Source organism: Novosphingobium aquae, assembly GCF_037572715.1.
GTDB lineage: Bacteria > Pseudomonadota > Alphaproteobacteria > Sphingomonadales > Sphingomonadaceae > Novosphingobium > Novosphingobium aquae.
Genome location: NZ_JBBHJY010000008.1, coordinates 53,864 through 74,978, shown reverse-complemented (window position 1 = coordinate 74,978; position 21,115 = coordinate 53,864). Strand labels below are relative to the sequence as shown.

Annotated in this window: 21 protein-coding genes; 11 read left to right on the top strand and 10 right to left on the bottom strand. The window is 65.1% G+C overall.

The annotated features are described in order from the left end of the window. Positions 1–118 precede the first annotated feature (118 nt). The 6 genes from WG900_RS15160 to WG900_RS15135 all read left to right on the top strand — a co-directional run bounded on the left by WG900_RS15160 (position 119) and on the right by WG900_RS15135 (position 4,687). On the top strand, positions 119–841 hold the full coding sequence (locus WG900_RS15160; protein WP_339968303.1) for a CoA transferase subunit A: 723 nt from the start codon (positions 119–121) through the stop codon (positions 839–841). Continuing rightward, positions 841–1,965 (top strand): hypothetical protein, encoded by a 1,125-nt coding sequence (locus WG900_RS15155; RefSeq protein ID WP_339968300.1) that lies wholly within the window; start codon positions 841–843, stop codon positions 1,963–1,965. The genes WG900_RS15160 and WG900_RS15155 overlap by 1 nt, the downstream gene beginning before the upstream one ends. Positions 1,966–1,976: 11 nt before the next feature. Continuing rightward, positions 1,977–2,636, top strand: coding sequence for a CoA transferase subunit B (locus WG900_RS15150; RefSeq protein WP_339968298.1), 660 nt, complete (start codon positions 1,977–1,979; stop codon positions 2,634–2,636). Between the two features lie 11 nt (positions 2,637–2,647). Further along, positions 2,648–3,334: a glutathione S-transferase family protein gene (locus tag WG900_RS15145; RefSeq protein WP_339968296.1), complete on the top strand. Its 687-nt coding sequence runs from the start codon at positions 2,648–2,650 to the stop codon at positions 3,332–3,334. A gap of 88 nt (positions 3,335–3,422) precedes the next feature. Continuing rightward, positions 3,423–3,974 (top strand): glutathione peroxidase, encoded by a 552-nt coding sequence (locus tag WG900_RS15140; RefSeq protein ID WP_339968294.1) that lies wholly within the window; start codon positions 3,423–3,425, stop codon positions 3,972–3,974. A gap of 5 nt (positions 3,975–3,979) precedes the next feature. Beyond that, positions 3,980–4,687: a ferritin-like domain-containing protein gene (locus tag WG900_RS15135; RefSeq protein ID WP_339968291.1), complete on the top strand. Its 708-nt coding sequence runs from the start codon at positions 3,980–3,982 to the stop codon at positions 4,685–4,687. 54 nt (positions 4,688–4,741) lie between these two features. Here the strand turns inward: WG900_RS15135 and WG900_RS15130 are convergent, their stop codons facing one another. The 7 genes from WG900_RS15130 to hisS all read right to left on the bottom strand — a co-directional run bounded on the left by WG900_RS15130 (position 4,742) and on the right by hisS (position 12,779). Further along, a complete protein-coding gene (locus WG900_RS15130) occupies positions 4,742–5,485 on the bottom strand; it encodes a sulfite exporter TauE/SafE family protein (protein WP_339968288.1) in 744 nt (247 codons plus the stop codon). 38 nt (positions 5,486–5,523) lie between these two features. Further along, a complete protein-coding gene (gene metK, locus WG900_RS15125; protein ID WP_339968286.1) occupies positions 5,524–6,729 on the bottom strand; it encodes a methionine adenosyltransferase in 1,206 nt (401 codons plus the stop codon). Positions 6,730–6,770: 41 nt separating this feature from the next. Beyond that, a complete protein-coding gene (gene lnt / locus WG900_RS15120) occupies positions 6,771–8,342 on the bottom strand; it encodes an apolipoprotein N-acyltransferase (protein ID WP_339968284.1) in 1,572 nt (523 codons plus the stop codon). Positions 8,343–8,423: 81 nt separating this feature from the next. Continuing rightward, positions 8,424–9,341, bottom strand: a complete 918-nt coding sequence (locus WG900_RS15115; RefSeq protein WP_339968281.1) for a DUF4167 domain-containing protein — start codon at positions 9,339–9,341, stop codon at positions 8,424–8,426. A gap of 199 nt (positions 9,342–9,540) precedes the next feature. After that, positions 9,541–10,404 (bottom strand): peptide chain release factor N(5)-glutamine methyltransferase, encoded by an 864-nt coding sequence (gene prmC / locus WG900_RS15110; protein ID WP_339968279.1) that lies wholly within the window; start codon positions 10,402–10,404, stop codon positions 9,541–9,543. After that, on the bottom strand, positions 10,405–11,469 hold the full coding sequence (gene prfA, locus WG900_RS15105; RefSeq protein ID WP_339968277.1) for a peptide chain release factor 1: 1,065 nt from the start codon (positions 11,467–11,469) through the stop codon (positions 10,405–10,407). A gap of 5 nt (positions 11,470–11,474) precedes the next feature. Then, entirely contained in the window at positions 11,475–12,779 is a 1,305-nt protein-coding gene (hisS, locus tag WG900_RS15100; RefSeq protein ID WP_339968275.1) for a histidine--tRNA ligase, read from the bottom strand. Positions 12,780–12,842: 63 nt separating this feature from the next. On the opposite strand from hisS, the gene WG900_RS15095 reads away from it, so the two are divergent. From WG900_RS15095 to ppa, 3 genes are all read left to right on the top strand, one after another. Next, complete coding sequence (locus tag WG900_RS15095) at positions 12,843–14,819, top strand: M61 family metallopeptidase (RefSeq protein WP_339968274.1); 1,977 nt, start codon at positions 12,843–12,845, stop codon at positions 14,817–14,819. A 7-nt stretch (positions 14,820–14,826) separates the two neighbouring features. Continuing rightward, positions 14,827–15,471, top strand: a complete 645-nt coding sequence (locus WG900_RS15090; protein WP_339968272.1) for a DUF1345 domain-containing protein — start codon at positions 14,827–14,829, stop codon at positions 15,469–15,471. A gap of 71 nt (positions 15,472–15,542) precedes the next feature. Next, positions 15,543–16,082: an inorganic diphosphatase gene (ppa, locus tag WG900_RS15085; protein WP_310534933.1), complete on the top strand. Its 540-nt coding sequence runs from the start codon at positions 15,543–15,545 to the stop codon at positions 16,080–16,082. 7 nt (positions 16,083–16,089) lie between these two features. Here the strand turns inward: ppa and WG900_RS15080 are convergent, their stop codons facing one another. The 3 genes from WG900_RS15080 to WG900_RS15070 all read right to left on the bottom strand — a co-directional run bounded on the left by WG900_RS15080 (position 16,090) and on the right by WG900_RS15070 (position 18,565). Beyond that, the gene (locus WG900_RS15080) at positions 16,090–16,548 is read right to left on the bottom strand and encodes a DUF1801 domain-containing protein (RefSeq protein ID WP_339968269.1); all 459 of its coding nucleotides are present in this window, start codon (positions 16,546–16,548) and stop codon (positions 16,090–16,092) included. A 226-nt stretch (positions 16,549–16,774) separates the two neighbouring features. Further along, the gene (locus WG900_RS15075; RefSeq protein WP_339968267.1) at positions 16,775–18,121 is read right to left on the bottom strand and encodes a TldD/PmbA family protein; all 1,347 of its coding nucleotides are present in this window, start codon (positions 18,119–18,121) and stop codon (positions 16,775–16,777) included. A 69-nt stretch (positions 18,122–18,190) separates the two neighbouring features. Next, positions 18,191–18,565 carry a hypothetical protein gene (locus tag WG900_RS15070; protein WP_339968265.1) on the bottom strand — a complete coding sequence of 125 codons (375 nt, stop codon included), beginning with the start codon at positions 18,563–18,565 and terminating at the stop codon, positions 18,191–18,193. Positions 18,566–18,741: 176 nt separating this feature from the next. On the opposite strand from WG900_RS15070, the gene lptB reads away from it, so the two are divergent. Together lptB and rpoN are read left to right on the top strand one after the other, a co-directional pair. Further along, a complete protein-coding gene (gene lptB, locus WG900_RS15065; protein ID WP_339968262.1) occupies positions 18,742–19,512 on the top strand; it encodes an LPS export ABC transporter ATP-binding protein in 771 nt (256 codons plus the stop codon). A gap of 26 nt (positions 19,513–19,538) precedes the next feature. Then, the gene (rpoN, locus tag WG900_RS15060) at positions 19,539–21,017 is read left to right on the top strand and encodes an RNA polymerase factor sigma-54 (RefSeq protein ID WP_339968260.1); all 1,479 of its coding nucleotides are present in this window, start codon (positions 19,539–19,541) and stop codon (positions 21,015–21,017) included. The last annotated feature ends 98 nt before the right edge of the window (positions 21,018–21,115 follow it).

Here is a 21,115-nt window from a genome sequence, read left to right as displayed (position 1 = left end):
CATGATCCACGTCAAATCGGTCCATTCACGCAACAAATGGTACCCGGCGGCCCCTCGGCGCAATTGCCCGTCCCACAGCGTTCGGCTAGGCACAGCGCAAAGCGAACCCGGAGTGACAATGAACAAGCTCTATCCCGATGCAGCCTCCGCCCTTGATGGCCTGCTGCGCGATGGCCTGCTGATCGCCAGCGGCGGCTTTGGCCTTTGCGGCATCCCCGAACGGCTGATTGACGCCATTGCAGCTTCGGGCGTCAAGGACCTGACCTTTGCCAGCAACAATGCCGGGATTGACAACGAAGGTATCGGCAAGCTGCTGCGCACCCGGCAGGTGAAGAAGATGATCGCCTCCTACGTGGGCGAGAACAAGGAGTTCGAGCGCCAGTATCTCGCCGGAGAGCTTGAGGTCGAATTCTGCCCGCAAGGCACCCTGGCTGAGCGCATGCGCGCCGGCGGCGCGGGCATTCCCGGGTTCTACACTAAGACCGGCGTCGGCACCCTCGTGGCCGAAGGCAAGGAATCAAAGCACTTCGCCGATTCGAGCGGCACCGATCAGGAATACATCCTCGAACGCGGCATCTTTGCCGACCTTGCCATCGTCAAGGCGTGGAAGGCCGACACGACCGGCAATGTCGTGTTCCGCAAGACCGCGCGCAATTTCAACGTGCCTGCCGCCACCTGCGGCAAGATCACCGTGGTCGAGGTGGAAGAGATCGTCGAGGTCGGCACGCTTGATCCCGACGCGATCCACTTGCCCGGCGTTTACGTCCAGCGGCTGGTGCTCGGCGCGCCCTACGACAAGAAGATCGAGTTCCGCACGGTACGCGATCAGGAGATGGGTTGATGACCACAGCGGGGGCGCTGAAAGCAGGATTGACGCTGGGCGCGCTGCTGGCTTTGCAGGGCTGCGTGGCGGCCGCGATTCCGGTCCTCGCGGGTGCGACCATCGCCAAGAAGCAGAACGAAGGCCCGAAGGGTGGCAGCCGCCAGTCGGACGCATCCGCGCCGGCCAAGGAAGTGCGCAAGGCGGTCTTCGTGGGTGAGGAAGCTCCCAAGGCGACACTCGCGCCGACCGTGGTGACCGAAACCCTTGCCGTGCCCACAGGTCCGGCCCAGCCCCGGATGTACACCGTGGTTGACCTGCCCGCCTCTTCGCTGCCCGCGCCGCAACCGACTCTCGTCACCAAAGGCGCGCTCGCCGCCGCGCCGCAGCAGGCCGCTCCTGCTCTGGCCCCCGCTCCCGAACCCGCCGCGCTCGCACTTGCGCCGGTCGAAGCGAAGATCGAGCTGGCACGGGCACCTGCACCCGAGCCGCTTCCAGCCGCCGCGCCGCCCGCCGAACTCTTCGCCGCCCCTGCCCCGCGCCCGGCAGCCGGCGCGCGAATCGCCATGCCCGCCGCACCGATTCCGGTTGCGGCCCGCAGCGCGGGCTATCTTGGCCTCACGTCCTACGCCCTGTCGCGCGCCTCCTCGCCGCTGGCCGACGCCGTGCTTGACGTGATCGACCCCAACGACCCGCTCAGCGCCCCGCGCCGCGCCCAGTGCGGCAAGCTGCAGCCCGCCGTGCTGATCGACCTCGATCCCGAGCTTGAGGTATTCAACCCCGCCGCCGCCGCCCCGCAGCCCGGCCTCGCCGAAGCGCTTTCCGCGCTGCGCGCCGCCGGGATCACCGTGATGTGGACCAGCGCGCTGCAGGTCGAACAGGCCGAAAAGGTCGCCGCGGCCTTGGCGCGCACCGGTCTCGACCCTAGCAAGACCGACCGGCTGCTGCTGCTTAAGGGCCCCGGTGACCGCAAGCAGGCGCGCCGGCTTTCGGCAGCACGCAACTGGTGCGTCGTTGCCATGGCTGGCGACCGGCGCGGCGATTTTGACGAAGCCTTCGATTACCTCAAGGACCCGGACACCCAGATCCCAGCCGACCGCCTGTTCGGCAACGGCTGGTTCCTCGCCCCGGCTCCACTCCCATAGGACTATCTGACATGACCACTCACGACGGCCTGACCAAGGGCTGGACCCGCGACCAGATGGCTGCCCGCGCCGCGCAGGAATTGCAGGACGGCTATTACGTCAACCTCGGCATCGGCATCCCGACGCTGGTGGCGAATCACGTGCCGCAGGACATTACCGTCACGCTGCAGAGCGAGAACGGCATGCTCGGCATCGGGCCCTTCCCCCTTGCGGGCGAAGAAGACGCCGACCTGATCAACGCCGGCAAGCAGACGATCAGCGAACTGCCGCACTCGGCCTATTTCGATAGCGCGCAAAGCTTCGCGATGATCCGCGGCGGGCATATCGACCTCACCGTGCTCGGCGCGATGGAAGTGGCCGAGAACGGCGACATCGCCAATTGGATGATCCCGGGCAAGATGATCAAGGGCATGGGCGGCGCGATGGACCTCGTCGCCGGGGTCAAGAAGATCATCGTCGTCATGGAGCACTGCGCCAAGGATGGCAGCGCCAAGTTCATCCCGGCCTGCACCCTGCCGCTAACGGGGCGCAACGTGGTCGACATGATCGTCACCGACCTCGCCGTGTTCCAGCGCCCCGATCATGCATCGCCCTTCCGCCTGATCGAATGCGCCCCAGGCGTGACGCCGCAGGAAGTCCGCGAGAAGACCACCGCGCACTACATCGATTGAAGGAGCCAGCCTTGGGCTACACCCTGATCACCGCGAACCGCAATTATTCGAGCTGGTCGCTGCGGCCATGGGTGCTGCTCAAGGTGCTCGGCCTGCCGTTCGAGGACCGGATCGAGCCGTTCACAAAGCCGTCGAACTACGAGGAATTCCGCAGCTTTTCGCCGACAGGACAAGTCCCGGTGCTGATCGACGGCGAGCGGCGGGTGCACGATTCGCTGGGCATTACGCTCTATCTGGCGGACCGGCACGAAGGCGTCTGGCCCGCCGATCCCGATGCGCGGGCATGGGCGCAGGGCGTGGTCGCGGAAATGCACACGGGCTTTTCGGCGCTGCGCAACGACTGCACGATGAATGTCGGTGTGCGGGTTAAGCCAAAGCCGATGTCACCCGCCCTCACCGCCAATGTCGCGCGCATCGCCGAGATCTTCAGCGAAGGCCTGTCGCGCTTCGGCGGAGCGTGGCTGGCAGGCGCGGAGTTCACCGCCGCCGATGCCTTCTTCGCCCCTGTCGCTTTCCGCATCCGCACCTACGGTCTCGATGTTGGCGCGGGACTGTCCTGGGTCGACCAAGTCCTTGCCCACCCGGCCATGCGCGATTGGGAAGCCCAGGCGCTGGCCGAGACCTGGCGCGAGGCGAGCCATGAGGCGGAACTGGCCGAGGCCGGCGAAATCACCGCCGATTATCGCGCGCACGCGTGACATTCTCTTCCTGAGCTGCCGCTGGGCATTGCCCATCCCCGGACGGAAGACTACCTTCAGGCGGTAACGCGCACAGGAGGTGCCGCCCATGTCTCAGATTCAGGATATACCCCTTTCCCGCATCGACGGTTCGTACGACACGCTCGGCGATCATCGCGGCAAGGTGCTGCTGGTGGTCAACACCGCGTCGAAATGCGGCCTGACCCCGCAGTACGAAGGGCTTGAGGCGCTATATCAGCGCTTCAAGGATCAGGGCTTCGAAGTGCTCGGCTTCCCGGCGAATGATTTTGCCGGTCAGGAACCCGGAACCAATTCGGAAATCGCGGATTTCTGCTCTGTGAACTACAACGTCTCCTTCCCGATGTACGCCAAGGGCGATGTCACCGGGCCGGCCAAGCAGCCGCTCTATGCCGCGCTTACCGCCGAAATGCCGATGAAGCAGGGCAATGCCGATGAATGGCGCGAAAAGCTGCGCGGGCATGGCCTTAGCCCCACCGAAGACCCCGAAGTGCTGTGGAATTTCGAGAAATTCCTGATCGGCCGCGACGGCAATGTTGCCGCGCGATTCTCTCCCGCGGTCCCGCCGGAGGACATTTCGCTTGTCGGCGCGATCGAGGTGGAGCTGGCCAAGGCCGGTTGATCGGCATGGGCCAATCCAACCCCGCCAAATCGAGCTGGAGCTTTCGTGACCGCTATCTCGACGTCCTCGCCTCGGTGTACATCTACAACGAGCACCGGGGCTATACCGCGCTGGACCGCGTGCTCGAGGCCGTGCGGGCCTGCCACCCGGACGATCACGATTTCATCGCCCAGATCGAGAAGCACCGGGCGGACGAGCACAAGCATTATATGATGTTCAAGCGCTGGTTCGAGCGGCAGGGAAAGATGCCTCTCGCGCTCGATCGGCGGGTCGGCCACATCGACCGCTTCATCCTCAAGGCCTTTGGCTGCGAGATCGACGAGCTTGATACCGGCAGCATCATCGCCCGCAAGCAGGATTTCGAGAAGCTGTGCCGGGTGATCATCCTCACTGAACAGCGCGGGCTGCGGCAGGTCGAGATCCTGCTCGAAAACGCCCACGTCCTCGCCGATCCGGTCATGGCCCGTATCTTCCGCATCGTTCACAAGGACGAGCCCGACCACTTCGAACCCTATGCCCAATGGCTCGAACACACAGGCCGCGAAGGCCCGCGCTGGATCGAGAAATGGACCGACTTCTGGATCCACCGCGCGCTGCTGTTCGGCCACATCCCGGCGATCTTCCTCGATCCCGGCATGGCCCGGATGGACCACTGGCCGCACGATGCGAGCAATGAAGTTGCGGCGCGTGAGGCGCGGACGGGCGACGCCTGAACTGACAGGCAGAACTCGAATAAAGGGGGAAGCAATGCCCCCTTTTTCGTGCGCTCAGTAAACGCCGAAAAGCTTCGCGCTGGCCACCAGCAAGACCGCACCCAACGCGCGCACCACCCACGGGATCGACAGGCGGATGCCCAGTGTCGTTCCGGCAATTGCGCCCAGCAGTACGGCGCCGGCATAGAGCGGCAATTCCGCCGGCAGCGCCTTTACTTGGCTGAGGTTGCCGAGCAGGCCCGATGCGGAGTTGAACAGGATGAACAGGGCGGCAGCGGCGCTGGCGGGCTTGGGCAGCGACCATGCCATGAACAGCAGCAATGGCGAGAGGAAGATACCGCCGCCGGTGCCGGTAATGCCCGACAGCAGCCCGATACCTGCGCCGCACAAAATCGCCAGCCAGACGGGCGGATCGTGCCATTCCGCCTGCGCCGCGATCGGTTTTGGCCAGAGCAGGCGCAGCCCCGAATAGAGCAGCACCGCGCCCAGCAGCGGACGGTAATATTCGCCCGGAATCTTGAGCGCGCCGCCGATGAAGGCGAAGGGCAGCGACCCCAGCAGGAACGGCCAGAGCGTCCGCCAGCGCAGCAGTCCCGCGCGGGCGAAGCGGACCGAGCCGAGCCCGGCGACGATCAGGTTGAGCACCAGCGCCGTCGGCCGCATCGTCGCGGCCGGTACGCCAAACAGCGCCATGAGTGCGATATAGGCCGAGGCACCGCCGTGGCCGACGCTTGAATAAAGCGCCGCGCCAATCATCATGGCGAGAGCAAGAAGATAGTGGGTCTGGCTGTAATCCATTCCCACTCTCCTTCAGTCGACGACCAGGCCGGCCGGGTTCAGCCCAGCGCCGCCTTCAGGTCCTCGATCAGATCGGTGCGTTCCCACGGGAAAAGGTCGCCCTCGGCCTTCTGGCCGAAGTGGCCATAGGCGGCCGTCTTGCGGTAGATCGGCTTGTTGAGCCCAAGGTGCGTGCGGATGGCGCGCGGGGTCAGGCCGCCGAGCTTTTCGATGCCCATGATCGCGGCTTCGATCCGGTCGTCGCCGGCAGTACCGGTGTCGTGCGTGTCGACATAGAGCGATAGCGGCTTTGACACGCCGATGGCATAGGCCAGCTGGATCGTGCAGCGCGTGGCAAGGCCGGCAGCAACGATGTTCTTGGCGAGGTAGCGGGTGATGTAGGCGGCCGAACGGTCGACCTTCGTGGGGTCCTTGCCCGAAAATGCACCGCCGCCGTGCGGAGCCGCGCCGCCGTACGTATCGACGATGATCTTGCGGCCGGTCAGGCCGGCATCGCCGTCAGGTCCGCCGATTTCGAATGAGCCGGTCGGGTTGATGAAGTATTCGGTCTCACGCAGTAGCACCGGCGGGATCACATCGGCGATCACGCGCTTAACATAGGCGTGAAGCTCCGCTTCGTTGTCGCCCTGATCGTAGCCGGCGGCGTGCTGGGTCGATACGACCACGGCAGTCGCGGCGACCGGCAGGCTGCCTTCATAGCGCAGCGTGACCTGGCTCTTGGCGTCAGGTTCAAGGAACGGCGCTGCGCCAGAATGGCGATCATCTGCCATGCGCTGCAGGATCTTGTGGCTGTAATAGAGCGTGGCCGGCATCAGATCGGGCGTTTCGTCGGTCGCGTAACCGAACATGATGCCCTGGTCGCCCGCGCCTTCATCCTTGTTGGAGCCAGCATCGACGCCCTGCGCGATGTGTTCCGACTGGCCGTGAAGGCGGTTGATGAATTCGAACTTTTCCCAGTGGAAGCCGTCCTGTTCATAGCCGATCTCACGCACGGTCTTGCGCACCGTGGCTTCGATTTCTTCCTTGGCACCGGCAGCCCATTCGCCATTCTCGTAAACGCCCTTGCAGCGGATTTCGCCGGCGAGGACGACCAGCTGAGTCGTGGTCAGCGTTTCGCAGGCGATGCGCGCTTCGGGGTCCTTCGAGAGGAACAGATCGACGATCGAATCGCTGATCTGGTCGGAAACCTTGTCGGGATGGCCTTCGGAGACGGATTCGGAAGTGAACAAGTACGATGAGCGCATGGTCGATCCTGATATAAAGATATCGTTATATGACCCTCTCCCTAGCGGCGCGCGCGGCGCAAGACAAGCAGGGACAGGCCAAGAAGAATTGTCGCGAGCCCAAGCGGGAGCATATTGCCGAAACGCGCGAACAGCGTCGGCGCATGGGCGGGCGGGATCCTGCCGTCGAGCCGCGCAGAGACGAAGCGCGGGATCTGTGCGCGGACGATCCCGTCCGCGTCGATCACCGCGGATATCCCGCTGGTCGTCGAGCGCAGGACCGGCAGCCCTTCCTCGATGGCGCGCAGACGCGCCTGCGCCAGATGCTGCGGGGGGCCCCAGGCACCGAACCAGCCGTCGTTCGAGGGATTGAAAATATAGTCGGGGCGGTTGGCGCGGTCGACAACCTGGCCGGAAAAGACGATCTCGTAGCAGATCTGGAAGCCCGCCTTGCCATAGGGCCCGAAGTCCAGCGAGCGCGGCCCCGGTCCGGGCAGGAAGTCAAGACTGCCCGCCACCAGCCGCGACAGGCCCAGCGGTTGGAGCAGGCGGCGCATCGGCAGATATTCGCCATAAGGCACGAGGTGCGCTTTGGCATAGGAGCCGCGCAAAGCGCCGTCAGGCCCGAGCGCGGTTACCGTATTGCGTGCACCGAGCACGTCATCGCCCTGCATTTCGAGATCCACCGCGCCAGTCAGCAGCAACGCCCCCGGCCCGATCACCGCGCCGATCCGCCGCCGCGCGAGCACCGGATCGGCAGCATAGGTCGTGTCTTCGTAGTAATACCGCGGATAGCCTTCGCGCAGGTAATCCGGCAGGCCGCTTTCCGGCCACAGCACCAACCGCTGTTCGCCGCGCGTCCGTGGCAGCGTATTGCGCGCAAGACGCTGGAACTGGTCCTCATAGGTCGCGGGATTGTCGATATCCTGCTGGGCGATATTCGGCTGGACGAGGGTATAGGCGACCTTGCCCTGCGGCGCAGGAATCAGCCCGGTGAGCCCCATCGGCACCAGCACCGCGACCAACACCAAAGCAGCGAACATTCCGCGCCGGCCACGCCCGATGGCGAGCAGCAGGCCGGCGATCAGCACGAGTACGCCTGACAGGCCATAGGTGCCGATCCCGCGCGTCAGCGGGGCGAGGCCTTGTCCATCGAACGGACCGAGCAGCGCCGCGCCCAGCGGATTCCACGCGAAACCGGTGAACACCCAGCTGCGGAGCCATTCGGTGACGATCCATGCCCCGGCAAAGGCGAGCACCAGCGCCAGCGGCCGGCGCCGCACGTGCCAGGCGGCCAGTGTCGCCAGCGCGGGATAGACCGCGATGTAGACTGACACGAAGAAGACCCCGACGAAGCCCAGCCACGCCGGCATTTCCGCCTGATAGGTGAACGAAGTCGCGATCCAGAAATTGCCGGTGCAGAAATGCCCGAGCGCCCAGAGCCAGCCGGTAAGGAAGGCACGCTTGCGACTTGCGGCTGTCGCCATGGCCACGGTCAGCCAGGCAATGCCCAGCAGCGTCAGCGGCCAGAGGTGAAGCGGTTCAAAGCCCAGCGCCGCTAGTGCACCGATCGCGGGAGCGAGCAGCAGCGGGCGGGCAAGCAGACGTTCAGCGATACGGGTCAGCGCAGCCATGGTCGCCGCTTGTGGCGGGCTTGCTGGCCTGAGGCAAGGTACCGGCCCCCGCTATGCGCAGGAGCCGGACGTCACTTGCAATTATTCGGCAGCTTCCTCGGCGGCTTCCGCCTTGGGCTTGCGGGGAGCGCGCTTGCGCGGGGCCGGAGCTTCCTCGGCAGCAGGGGCTTCCTGTGCAGGTTCATCGCGCGAGAGATTGATCGCCGGGGGCAGGATCGACGCGTCGAGGCCCGAGGGGGCGTCGCCGTCAGCATCATCACGGCCCCCTTCACTGTCACGACGGGGACGACGATCGTCACGGCGCGGGCGAAGGCCACGCGTTCCGCGATTTTCGCGCACGAAGGGGTTTTCCGCCGGCTCGTAAACCTGGCCGGCCTGTTCGTCCGAAGTGCCGGCAGCAGTTGCCTGATCGTCAGTTTCGGGAGCGGTTTCCTGCGCAGCGACACGCGGCTCGCGGTCTTCGCGGGGTCGATCCTGACGGGGAGCACGCTCTGCCCGCTGGGGACGATCTTCACGCTGCGGGCGATCTTCACGCGAGGCGCGTTCCTCACGAGGAGCACGCTCTTCGCGGGGGCGATCTTCGCGGGGAGCACGCTCCTCACGGGGGCGATCTTCACGGCGGTTGTAGACCGGCTGATCGAAGGCCGGGAAATCGCTGACCGGAGCGTAATCGCCCGTATCCTCGGTATTTTCCTCGCCACCTTCCTGCCAGCGTTCCTGGCGGGGCGCGCGCTGTTCTTCCTGACGGACCCGCTGGTCAGCGATCACGCGGAAATAGTGGTCGGCGAATTGCAGGAAGTATTCCGCCTGCACCCGGTCGCCGTTAAGGTGGGCATCCGACGCCAGCTTGCGATACTTTTCCAGCATCTGCGGCGCATTGCCGCGCGCCCGGCTGTCAATCCGGTTGAGCTGCTGGCCACCGCCACCACCGCCACCGTTGTTCGGGCGATTGCCGCGGCCGCGCCGGCGGTTATTGTTGTTCCCACGAGTATTGTTCAAGGGTGAGTTCCTTCACCGGTTCCCGCCGTGTCTATGCCCGGCAGGGAATCGCATTGGTTGCACCACGTGCCCCTCCGACAGGCGTGGTGTCCCGACATCTGCCCTGTGCGAGGCCTTATTGCCTTGCCTTTGCAAATGCTGGAGTTTGGGCCTGCGGGACGGAAACCTGTTTCCATCTGACCGCTGACCTGCACCGGGTCTAGGCCTGCGCGCCCGCCTTGCCAAGTGAAATCGTCTCGCAATGCACCATTTCCAGCACGCGCGGTCGCCCGGCCAGATCGCGGTGCAGCGTGACGGAGAGCCCGGCGGCCTGCGCAATGGCGCTGACGGGCTCGGCCTGTTGGTGGCCGATCTCGACCAGAGCGGCCCCTCCGGGCACGAGAAGTCCGGGCAATTGCGGCACCAAAACGCGGTAATCGTCGAGCCCTTCAGGACCGGAAAACAGCGCACTGGCAGGCTCATAATCGCGCACCGATGCGTCCAGTTCCGCCGTTTCCTCAACGTAGGGCGGGTTGGCCAAGATCAGGTCGAACTGGCCCAATTCAGCCGCCCAGCCCGGCTGGTGCCAGTCGGCAAGCGTCATGGTCACGCGGCCGGCCGATCCCAGCGCATCAGCATTGCCTTGTGCCACGGCCAGTGCTCCGGGCGAACTGTCGATGCCCACGCCTTCCGCCCCCGGCAGGTCCGCAAGCACGGCAAGCAGCAGGGCGCCCGATCCGGTGCCGCAATCGAGCACGCGGCGGGCGGCCGGGCGGGCCGCCAGCGCCGCGACGACCAGCGCCTCGCTGTCCCCGCGCGGGATCAGCACATCGGGCGTAACCCGCAGGGTGTGGCCGAAGAAGTCCTGTGTCCCGATGATATAGGCCACCGGCTCACCGCGCATCCGGCGCACGATCAGCCGGGCATAGCCCTCGCTGACCTCGTCGAGCATGTGGCGCATCAGCAGGTCTGAACGCGAGACGCCCAGCAAGTGCGCCATCAGCAGTTCGGCGTCGAGCCGGGCAGTGTCCGACTTGCCATCAAGCGCCTCGGCTGCCTCGCGGATGGCGAGCCCGACGCTCAATTATTCCCCCAACGCCGCAAGCCGAGCGGCCTGATCCTCGGCGATCAATGCGTCGATCAGTTCGCCCAGCCCCGGTCCTTCGAGGATTTCGGGCAAGCGGTGCAGCGTCAGGTTGATGCGGTGATCGGTGACGCGGCCTTGCGGGAAATTGTAGGTGCGGATGCGTTCCGAGCGGTCGCCTGAGCCGACCATCGCCTTGCGCGCCTCGGCCTCTTCGCCCTGCGCGGCATCGCGCTGTGCTTCGAACAGGCGGGCGCGCAGGACCTGCATCGCCTTTTCCTTGTTCTTGTGCTGGCTGCGCCCGTCCTGGCAGGTGACGACCACGCCGGTCGGCAAGTGGGTGATGCGCACGGCCGAATCAGTAGTGTTGACGTGCTGACCACCGGCGCCAGATGCGCGGTAAACGTCGATCTTGAGGTCCTTGTCCTCGATCGTCACGTCGACTTCGTCGGGTTCGGGCAGGACCGCGACCGTCGCGGCAGAGGTGTGGATGCGCCCGCCGCTTTCGGTCACCGGCACGCGCTGCACGCGGTGGACGCCAGATTCGAACTTCAGTTTGGCGAACACGCCATTGCCGGTAATGTTCGCCACGACTTCCTTATAGCCGCCGATGTCGCTCACGTTGGCCGAGACGACCTCGACCCTCCAGCCCTGTTCGGCGGCATAGCGTTCGTACATGCGGAACAGGTCGGCAGCGAACAGCGCGGCCTCGTCGCCGCCGGTGCCGCCGCGGATTTCGAGCATGGCCGGGCGGCTGTCCGCCGAATCACGCGGTAGCATGGCGACCGAAAGGTTGTGTTCGGCATCGGGCAGCTCTGCCTTGATCCGGGCGAGTTCCTCCTCTGCCAGTTCGCGCATTTCGGGATCGTCCAACTGGGCGAGGGATTCGAGTTCACCGCGCATTGATGCGACTTCGGCGGCGGCCTTGGCGACCGGCTCAAGCTCGGCATAGTCGCGGCTGGCGGCGATGAAGTCCTTGCCCTCCAGCGTGCCAGAAGCCAGCCGCGCTTCCAGTTCAGAGAAGCGGGCAGCGATCTGGCGAAGGCGGGCGTCGGTTACGGACATCGCTTTTATGCGTCGTCCGTGGGAATGCCGGAATCCCGCAACCACTGCGCATTTTGCGCCTGCGACATGGCATCGGCGAGGCCGTCGAGCGACACGCGCACCTGTTCGCCGCCGTGCAGGTCCTTCACTGTCACATCACCGCTTGCCAGTTCGTCCTCACCGATGATGATCGCCAGCAGGGCCCCACCTTCGTTGGCGCGGCTGAGCCGCTTCTTGAACTTGCCCGTGGCGAAGATCTCGACGCTGTTCCACTGGTCGCGCAGCAGGCGCGCGGCACGGTTGGCCAGTGGCAGGCCGGCCTCGTCCATCGGAATGATCGCCGCATCGAAGCGAGCGGCCTGCGCCGTACCCGCATCGGCGACCAGCATCGCCAGCCGCTCGATCCCCGCCGCCCAGCCGACCGCGGGCGTCGGCGCGCCGCCGAGGCTTTCCATCAGGCCGTCATAGCGCCCGCCGCCCAGCACAGTGCCTTGCGCACCCAGCCGGTCGGTAACGAATTCAAACGCGGTGTGGCGATAGTAATCGAGTCCGCGCACCAGTGACGGCGCGCGGGTCCATTCCACGCCAGCCGCGTCCAGCCCGCTGGTCACCTTGCCGAAGAAATCCTGTGCCTCGGTGGAAAGGAAATCATCGATCTTCGGCGCATCGCCGACGAAGGCCTTGTCGCGCGGGTCCTTGGAATCGAGGATGCGCAGCGGGTTCTTTTCGAGCCGCTCCTGCGAATCCTCGCTCAGTTGATCTTTCACCGCGCGGAAGTACTCGACCAGCGCCGCGCGCCATGCCTCGCGACTTTCGCCGTCGCCGAGAGTGTTGAGCATCAGCGTCACGCCATCGGAAATGCCCAGTTCTTTCAGTAGCTGATCGGCCATGACCAGCAGTTCGACGTCTGCTTGTGGTTCCCCTGCACCGATGATCTCGGCGTCGATCTGGTGGAACTGGCGGTAGCGGCCCTTCTGCGGGCGCTCATAACGGAACAGCGGCCCGTGCGTGGCGACCTTCAGCGGCGCGTGCTGCTGCCAACCGTTGGTCAGGAAGGCCCGGGCAATGCCGGCGGTGAATTCCGGCCGCAGGGTGAGCGAATCCCCGCCGCGATCCTCAAAACTGTACATTTCCTTGGACACGACATCGGTCGTCTCGCCGATCGAGCGGCTGAACACCTCGGTCTTTTCGAAGACCGGCATCTCCACCCGGCGGAACCGGTAGAGCTTGCGCACGCGCTCGAAGGTTTCGACGACATGGGCGAAAGCCTCGGCCTCGGCGCCGAAAATGTCCTGGGTGCCGCGGATGGCTTGCGGGGTCTTGGTGCTCATCGGCGGGCGCTTATACTTTTTTGTGCTTGCGTGGAAGCGGGGCCGCACGGCAAACAGTTCCGCATGAAACCAACCTTCGCTATCGCCCCGCTTACAGCCCTGCTGCTCTCCACCGTTCTTGCCTCCCCCCTTGCCGCGCAGACCATGCAAAGGTCCGCGCCGGTGGCCGTGCCGATCAGCCCGAGCGTGCCAGATGCCCGCGATGTGCCCTATCCCGGTGGGACCATGCTGCTCGACATCGACGCGAGCGATACTGTGCGCGCCGCCTATCGCGTGACGCAGACGATCCCGGTTGCGCCGGGCACCACGCGCCTCACCCTGCTGTTCCCGCAGTGGCTGCCCGGCACCCACGGCACGCGCGGGCCGCTGGCAGAGTTGGTCGACGTCAAGTTCTTTGCCGGCTCTACCCCTCTGAAATGGAAGCGCGATCCGGTCGAGGTCTTTGCATTCCATGTCGACATTCCCGCCGGCGCGAGCGCCGTGACCGCCAAGTTCATCCACACCAGCCCGCTGCAGGCCAGCGAGGGCCGCATCACCGTGACGCAGGAAATGCTCAACCTGCAGTGGGAGAAGATGAGCCTCTATCCCGCTGGGCATTACGTGCGCCAGATCCGCGTGAAGCCCAGCGTCACCTTCCCCGCCGGCTGGTCCGTCGCCACCGCGCTTGACAGCATGAGCGCAGCGGGCAACCGCGTGACATGGGCGGAAACCGACTACGAAACGCTGGTCGATTCGCCGATATTCGCGGGCAAGTATTACAAATCCTATGACCTAGGCCAGAAGGTCACGCTCCACGTCGTTGCCGACAAGCCCGAGCAGATCGCGGCGAAGCCCGAACAGATTGCGCTGCATCGCAACCTGGTCACCGAGGCGCGGTTGGCCTTTGGCGCGAACCATTTCAACCACTACGAAATGCTGCTGGCGCTGACCGACCGCATGGGCAGCATCGGGCTGGAGCATCACCGCTCGTCCGAAAACCAGCTTGAGCCCAATGCCTTCACCGAGTGGGACAAGAACGAGCACGACCGCAACCTGCTGCCGCACGAATACAGCCATTCGTGGTCGGGCAAGTTCCGCCGTCCGGCGCGGCTGTGGACGCCCGATTATCGCCAGCCGATGCAAGGCGACCTGCTGTGGGCCTATGAAGGGCAGGACCAATTCTGGGGCACCGTGCTCGCCGCGCGGTCGGGCCTGCAGGGCAAGGCGGTAATCCTTGGCATGCTGGCCAACTGGGCGGGCGGCTATACCGACTATCCGGGCCGCGAATGGCGTTCGGTCGAGGATACCGGGCTCGATCCGGTATTCGGCGCGCGCAAGCCCAAGCCGTTTGCCAGCCTGGCGCGCGGCGAGGACTATTACCGCGAAGGCGCGCTGGTCTGGCTGGAAGCGGACCAGATCATCCGCGCCGGCACCGACGGGCGCAAGTCGATCGACGATTTCGCGCGGTCCTTCTTCGGTATGCGCGACGGCGACTGGGGGCAGCTGCCCTTCGAGGTCGACGAGATCATCACCCGGCTGAACGCGGTCCATCCTTACGACTGGAAGACATTCTTCGACACCCGGATCAACCAGCCGGGCCAGCCAGCGCCCTTGGGCGGTATCGAAAAGGGCGGATACAAGCTTGTCTGGAAGGACGAGCCAAACCCCTATGACAAGGGCCTGATGACCGAGGCGAAGAACCTCAGCCTCACCCATTCGCTGGGCATTGTCATCGACAAGGACGGCAAGGTCACCTCTACCCGGTGGGACAGCCCGGCCTTCAACGCCGGGATCGTCAGCGGCTCGAAAATCGTCGCGGTGGGCGGCAATGCCTATGACGCTGACGGGATGAAGGCGGCGATCAAGGCGGCGAAAAATGGCACGCCGATCGACCTGCTGGTCCAGCGCGGCAGTCGTTTCCAGACGATCAGTGTCGACTGGAAGGGCGGCCTGCGCTGGCCGTGGCTTGAACGCACGGTGCCCGAAGGGACAGCGCGGCTTGATCAGTTGATGATGCCGCTGCGCCCGATGCCGAAAGCTGTTCCGGCGAAGAAGAAGTAAGCCTCTGGTGAGAACGCTCGGAAACCGCATCGCGCCGCCGCGCTTCATCGGTTTTCTGGTGCTTCTTGTGCTGAGCGGGCTTGGTTGGCACTGGCTGGCCCCGGATCCGACGTGGCAAGACAGCGTGGTGATGGGCTTCGACCTTGCCGCGCTGCTGTTTCTACTGTCGCTGATCCCGCTGCTGAAAAGCAGCAGCGCCGCCGTGATGCGCCGCCATGCGGAGGAAAACGACGCCAACCGGGTGATGGTGCTGGTCCTCTCCACGCTCGTAGGGCTGGCGGTGATGGCGGCGATCACTGGCGAACTTGGGCCGGCCAAGAACGGCGAGCCATGGGCCATGACCAAGCTGGTCGGTACGCTCGCGCTGATCTGGCTGTTCGCCAATTCGGTTTATGCGCTGCACTATGCCCATGCCTTCTACCTGTCGGACAAGGACACCGGCAAGGACGCCGCCGGGATCGACTTTCCCGGCACAAAGACGCCCGGTTATTGGGATTTCGCCTATTTCGCCTTCACGCTGGGCATGACCTTCCAGACGTCCGACGTTGCCGCGCGCGCGCCGGGGGTTCGGCGGATCATGCTGGTCCACAGCCTTGCCGCCTTCGTCTTCAACATCGGCGTCATCGCCTTCGTGATCAACGCGCTCGGCTGATCCGAATTTCGCGAGTTTTTCAACGCAAACCGTGTTGCAGTGCAGCACGGATCGCCCTAGAGGCGCGGGCTATGAACATCGATCTCATCCCCGTCGGCGATAATCCGCCCGAAAGCCTCAACGTCATCATCGAAGTGCCTGTCGGCGGCGAACCGGTGAAGTACGAATTCGACAAGAAGTCAGGCGCGCTGTTCGTCGACCGCATCCTGCACACGCCGATGCGCTATCCGGCGAACTACGGCTTCGTGCCGCACACCCTGTCTGACGATGGCGATCCGATCGATGCGCTCGTCGTGGCGCGCTCCCCCTTCGTCCCGGGCTGCGTTGTCCGGGCCCGCCCGATTGGCGTGCTCCACCTTGAGGACGAGCATGGCGGCGATGAAAAGCTGATCTGCGTTCCGGTCGATTCGACCTTCCCGTACTATTCCGACATCGGCGAGCAGAAGGACCTGCCTTCGATCGTGCTGCAGCAGATCGAGCACTTCTTCACCCACTACAAGGACCTTGAGGCCGAGAAGTGGGTCCGCGTCGGCAAGTGGGGCGATGCCGAAGAGGCGCGCCGCCTGATTGTGGAAGCCATCGCGCGCCACGACGCCGCGCCAAAGGACTGATCGTGCCTTAGCCCTTCGCCGGCCGGCGGGGGCGCTGCACTTCAGAAATAGCCTTGATCACCAGCGCGCCTTTGCGCGCTGGATCATGTTTCACGTCCGCTGCGTCAAGCGCCCGGTCGATCAAGTCACGCACTGACGGCAGGTCAAGGTCATCAGCGCTGCCCAGCACGATGTGGCGCACCGCCGGTCCATCGCCTTTGAGCAAGTGATCGGGATCTTCCAGCCGCGCACCGTGCAGGAAAAACAGGCTCACCCAGCGCGGATAAAGCGCGATCGAGACAATGCCTGACCGGGTGGTGCCGTCGGGGGAAAAGCTTACCGCCAGCGCGTTGTAATTGTCATAGACCAGCGCATTGCAGCCCGGCAGCCGTGCACGCATACGCTTGATCGCAGCACGGCCCGTTCCGGCCACTCCGGGCAGGTAACGGGCCATGAAGGTTTCGAGCTGGGCTTCGGCCGAGTCCATGATCGCAAAGCTGCGCGCTGAGCCAGCGAATCGCAATTGCCCGACAAGGCCTTCGTCGCTTTCGTACCCCGGCCTGGCTTGTTAGCCTGCGCCGATGCCTGCCGCCTTGCCTTTTCCCGCCGCTTCCCCGCGCGCGAAAGGCGCGCCGGACATTTCCTTCAGTACTGTGTCCGGTGTGTCCACCCGACAAGGATTTCTGCGGGGCTTGGTGTCACCTTTTGGCGAATCAGTCCCCGGCGATCATCATCCCGTCAATGCGGAGCGTCGGTGCATTGACCGCGCGGTACATCTCGAGATCGTTCGCCGGGACCAGCGACGCGAACATGGCGATGAGGTTGCCCGCCACGGTGAATTCCGCGACCGGTCCGGCGATCTCGCCATTCACGATGCGATATCCCGACGCGCCCCGGCTGTAATCGCCGGTGACCGGATTGACGCCCTGCCCGATCAGCTCGGTCACCAGAACACCTTCGCGAATGTCGGCGATCAGCTCGGCGGGCGAGAGCGTCCCCGCCGCCATGTGGACATTGCTCGCCGAAACACCCGGCGCGCCGCTGGCCCCGCGCGAGGCGTGGCCGGTGGGCTCCTTGCCAAGCTGCCGGGCCGAGGCGCTGTCCATCAGCCAGCCGGTCAGCCGCCCGCCCTCAACCAGCGCGCGCGGTGCGGTGGGCAGGCCTTCGCCGTCAAAGGGCCGCGAACGCAGCGCACGGGGGCGAAGCGGATCGTCGTGGATCGAGATCACGGGATCGAACAATTGCTCGTCTTCCTTGCCAAGCAGGAAGCTGGAGCGCCGCGCGATCGAGCTGCCGGCAATCGCGCCGAGCAGGTGGCCGATCAGCGTGCCGCTGACGCGCGGATCGAACACCACCGGCATCGATCCGCTGCCAAGCTTGCCGGGGTTCAGCCGCGTAACGGCGCGCTCCCCGGCCAGCGTGCCGATCTCTTCGGGCGAAAGCAGGTCCGAAAGGTGCCGCGCCGAGCGCCAGGCATAGTCGCGTTGCATGTCGGCACCTTCGCCGGCGATGACGCTGGCGGACAGGCCGTGGCTTGTCGTCTCGTAACCGCCGGAAAAACCGTGGCTGGTGGTCAGCGCAAAGACCCCGCGCCCGCTGCTTGCGCCGCCGCCTTCGCTGTTGGTCACGCCGGCAACGGCGCGCGCCGCATCTTCGGCGGCCAGCGCCATGGCGCGCAGGGTAACGGGATCGGGCTCGCCGTCATCGACAAGATCGAGGTTTTCAGGGACCGCGCGGGCCAGCCGGTCTTCGGGTGCGAGACCGGCATATTGATCGTCCGGCGCGGCGCGGGCCATGGCGACGGCGCGGGCGGCGAGTTCATCGAGCGCGGCATCGGCAAGGTCGCTCGATCCGATCGAGGCCGAGCCCTTGCCGACGAAAACCCGCAGGCCGATGTGTTCGTTTTCGCTGCGCTCGACATCCTCGAGCTTGCCCAGCCGCACTGAAATGCTTGTCGAGCCATCGCCGACATAGACGGCATCGGCGGCATCGGCGCCGGCCTTGCGGGCGCGGTCGATCAGGGCGGAGGCGCGTTCCTGCGCTGCGGTAACGGAAAGCATGGGCGCGGCTTAGCCGGGCATGGGCCTACGATCAATCACGGCTTGGGCAATCGCAGCGTCTGCGAAGTATCAGCCGGTGACGAAGCGGGTCAGCCCCATGAAAAGCGCGGTCAGCGCGAAGGGCAAGCCGATGGCCAGCGCCCACAGCCACAGGCGGTCACGGCGATAGGCGGGGCCATAGGAGGGATCGGCGGCCTGCTCATTGGTCAGGCGGTTCCAGCGGCGTTCGAAGCGGCGGCAGGCCGGGATGATCGCGACGACGAGAATCACCAGCGCGAAATAGGGGATGATCGAGCTCTTCTGCCCCTTGAGCGCGCCAAGGGTCACGAAGATCTGCAGGCCGGTGTAAACCAGCAAGGCATAAGCGATATTGTCGCTCATGCTCTTGCGCCAGTCCAGCACTCGCTCCGTAGCTATGCGTACCCGCCGGGTGACTTCGACCATTCGGCCGGTCCTTTCCTCTGCCCTTATTGGAGCCAGTAGACCAAAGTTTGAACAGATGATCAAGCGCCGTTAACCAGCATATTTTCCGTGGACCATGCAGGAATCCTGCCAGTTTGCTCCATCTTAGTCGGATCGCGGCTTGAAGTGCGCGATTACGCTGCCTAAACCGGGGAACAATGACCCAGACACAGACTACATCACCGACCACAGGCGAAACCGGCTCCGGCAACGGGCTCGAGGTGATCTCGATCGCCAAAAGCTATGACAAGCGCGCCGTCCTGTCCGACATTTCGCTGTCGGTCGCCAAGGGCGAAGTGCTCGGCCTGCTCGGCCCCAATGGCGCGGGCAAGACCACGTGCTTCTATTCGATCATGGGGCTGGTGAAGCCGGATTCGGGCCGCATCCTGATGGACGGCATCGATGTCACCACCCTGCCGATGTACCGCCGCGCGATTCTCGGCCTTGGCTACCTGCCGCAGGAAACCTCGATATTCCGCGGGCTGACGGTGGAGCAGAACATCGCCGCCGTGCTCGAACTGAGCGAGCCTGATGCTGCCACCCGGGCCGAGGAACTGGAGCGCCTACTCGACGAATTCGGCCTGGCCCGCTTGCGCTCGAGCGCGGCCATGGCGCTGTCGGGCGGCGAACGCCGCCGCTGCGAAATTGCCCGCGCGCTGGCGGCCAAGCCCTCGATCATGCTGCTCGACGAACCTTTCGCCGGCATCGATCCGCTGTCGATCAGCGACATCCGCGATCTGGTGAAGGACCTGAAAACGCGCGGCATTGGCGTGCTGATCACCGATCACAACGTCCGCGAAACGCTCGACATCGTTGACAAGACCTGCGTGATCTATGGCGGGCAGGTGCTGTTCGCTGGCACGCCCGAAGGCATGGTCAATGACGAGAACGTGAAGCTGCTTTATCTCGGCAGCGACTTCACGTTGTGACAGGCAACCGATCGGCGGATTGATCCATGGCACTGGGGCCGCGTCTCGATTTACGGCAAAGCCAGTCGCTGGTGATGACGCCGCAGTTGCAGCAGGCGATCAAGCTGCTGGCGCTGTCGAACCTTGAGGTCGAGACCTTCATCGGCGAGGCGCTTGAGGCCAATCCGCTGCTGGAAATCGGCGCCCCTGCGCCCGCCGATGCCCCTGCCGAACCGATCGATGAAGCTCGCCGCACCAGCCTCGAAAGCTCACCAGTCGACCAGCTAATCGGCGAGGCACGCGGCAGCGAGGACAAGCCGCTCGACATCGATACCGCCACGCTCGACATTGACCGCGACACCGGGGACTGGGGCGCCGCCGTCTCCAGCTATGGCGGCGAGGACCTGCCTGGCATCGATGAGCGCGGCGAAGGTGGACCAACGCTCGCCGAACACCTCGACCGGCAGATCGGCCTGTCCTGCGCCACCCCGCGCGAACGCCTGATTGCCCGCGCTCTGGTCGACCGGATCGACGATGCCGGTTACCTCTCCAGCCCCTTGCGCGAGATTGCTGACGACCTGGGTATAGCGCTGGCGGCTGCGGAATCGGCGCTGGTGCTGGTTCAGTCGCTCGATCCCACCGGTGTCGGCGCTCGCAATCTGGGCGAATGCCTCGCGCTGCAGGCCCGCGAGGTTGACCGCTACGATCCCTGCATGGCGCGGCTGCTCGACAATCTCGATCTGCTGGCGCGCGGCGAACTGGCGCGGCTGAAGCGCATGTGCGGCGTCGATGACGAGGATTTCGCCGACATGATGTCGGAACTGCGCTCCTACGACCCCAAACCCGGGCTGCGCTTTGCCTCGGGCGGGGGTGAGCCGGTGACGCCCGACGTGCTCGTCACCCCGCGCGCCGATGGCGGCTGGGACGTGGCGATCAACCAGGACACCCTGCCGCGCCTGATCGTCAACCGCAGCTACTATGTCGAAATGAAAGGGGCTTGCGACGGCAAGGATGCACGCGGCTGGCTGTCTGAAAAGCTGGCCGATGCCAACTGGCTGGTGAAGGCGCTCGACCAGCGGCAGAAGACGATCCTCAAGGTGGCGAGCGAGATCGTCAAGCAGCAGGACGGCTTCTTCAGGCAAGGTGTTTCGCAGCTCAAACCGCTGACCCTCCGCGCGATTGCCGAGACGATCGAAATGCACGAATCGACCGTAAGCCGCGTGACCTCGAACAAATACCTGATGTGCCCGCGAGGCACCTTTGAGCTGAAGTACTTCTTCACCTCGGGCGTCGGTGCGGTCGATGGCGAGGGCGGCGCTTCCGCCGAAGCGGTAAAGGCGGCGATCCGCCAGCTGATCGACGCCGAAGACCCGAAGGCGATCCTGTCCGACGACACGCTGGTCGACTTGCTCAAGGGAAAGGGCTTCGACCTCGCCCGCCGCACCGTGGCCAAGTACCGCGAGGCAATCGGGCTCGGATCATCGGTGCAGCGCCGGCGGCAGAAGACTCTCACCGCCATTCGATGAAACGCTCCACAGTTGCGACGATCGGGAAACCGGGCGGCAACCCCGCCCGCTTCGGCGCATTTCATTCCTCGCGGGACCCATGATCCCGGGTAGGGCGC

Bases quoted from the DNA above. Each gene is read 5' to 3' on its own strand.
- WG900_RS15070 (WP_339968265.1), bottom strand. From the start codon at position 18,565: ATGGTCGAAGTCACCCGGCGGGTACGCATAGCTACGGAGCGAGTGCTG.
- WG900_RS15150 (WP_339968298.1), top strand. From the start codon at position 1,977: ATGACCACTCACGACGGCCTGACCAAGGGCTGGACCCGCGACCAGATG.
- lnt (WP_339968284.1), bottom strand. From the start codon at position 8,342: ATGGCTGCGCTGACCCGTATCGCTGAACGTCTGCTTGCCCGCCCGCTG.
- lptB (WP_339968262.1), top strand. From the start codon at position 18,742: ATGACCCAGACACAGACTACATCACCGACCACAGGCGAAACCGGCTCC.
- WG900_RS15080 (WP_339968269.1), bottom strand. From the start codon at position 16,548: ATGGACTCGGCCGAAGCCCAGCTCGAAACCTTCATGGCCCGTTACCTG.
- WG900_RS15160 (WP_339968303.1), top strand. From the start codon at position 119: ATGAACAAGCTCTATCCCGATGCAGCCTCCGCCCTTGATGGCCTGCTG.
- hisS (WP_339968275.1), bottom strand. From the start codon at position 12,779: ATGAGCACCAAGACCCCGCAAGCCATCCGCGGCACCCAGGACATTTTC.
- metK (WP_339968286.1), bottom strand. From the start codon at position 6,729: ATGCGCTCATCGTACTTGTTCACTTCCGAATCCGTCTCCGAAGGCCAT.
- prfA (WP_339968277.1), bottom strand. From the start codon at position 11,469: ATGTCCGTAACCGACGCCCGCCTTCGCCAGATCGCTGCCCGCTTCTCT.
- WG900_RS15155 (WP_339968300.1), top strand. From the start codon at position 841: ATGACCACAGCGGGGGCGCTGAAAGCAGGATTGACGCTGGGCGCGCTG.
- WG900_RS15095 (WP_339968274.1), top strand. From the start codon at position 12,843: ATGAAACCAACCTTCGCTATCGCCCCGCTTACAGCCCTGCTGCTCTCC.
- WG900_RS15135 (WP_339968291.1), top strand. From the start codon at position 3,980: ATGGGCCAATCCAACCCCGCCAAATCGAGCTGGAGCTTTCGTGACCGC.
- WG900_RS15140 (WP_339968294.1), top strand. From the start codon at position 3,423: ATGTCTCAGATTCAGGATATACCCCTTTCCCGCATCGACGGTTCGTAC.
- ppa (WP_310534933.1), top strand. From the start codon at position 15,543: ATGAACATCGATCTCATCCCCGTCGGCGATAATCCGCCCGAAAGCCTC.
- WG900_RS15130 (WP_339968288.1), bottom strand. From the start codon at position 5,485: ATGGATTACAGCCAGACCCACTATCTTCTTGCTCTCGCCATGATGATT.
- rpoN (WP_339968260.1), top strand. From the start codon at position 19,539: ATGGCACTGGGGCCGCGTCTCGATTTACGGCAAAGCCAGTCGCTGGTG.
- WG900_RS15075 (WP_339968267.1), bottom strand. From the start codon at position 18,121: ATGCTTTCCGTTACCGCAGCGCAGGAACGCGCCTCCGCCCTGATCGAC.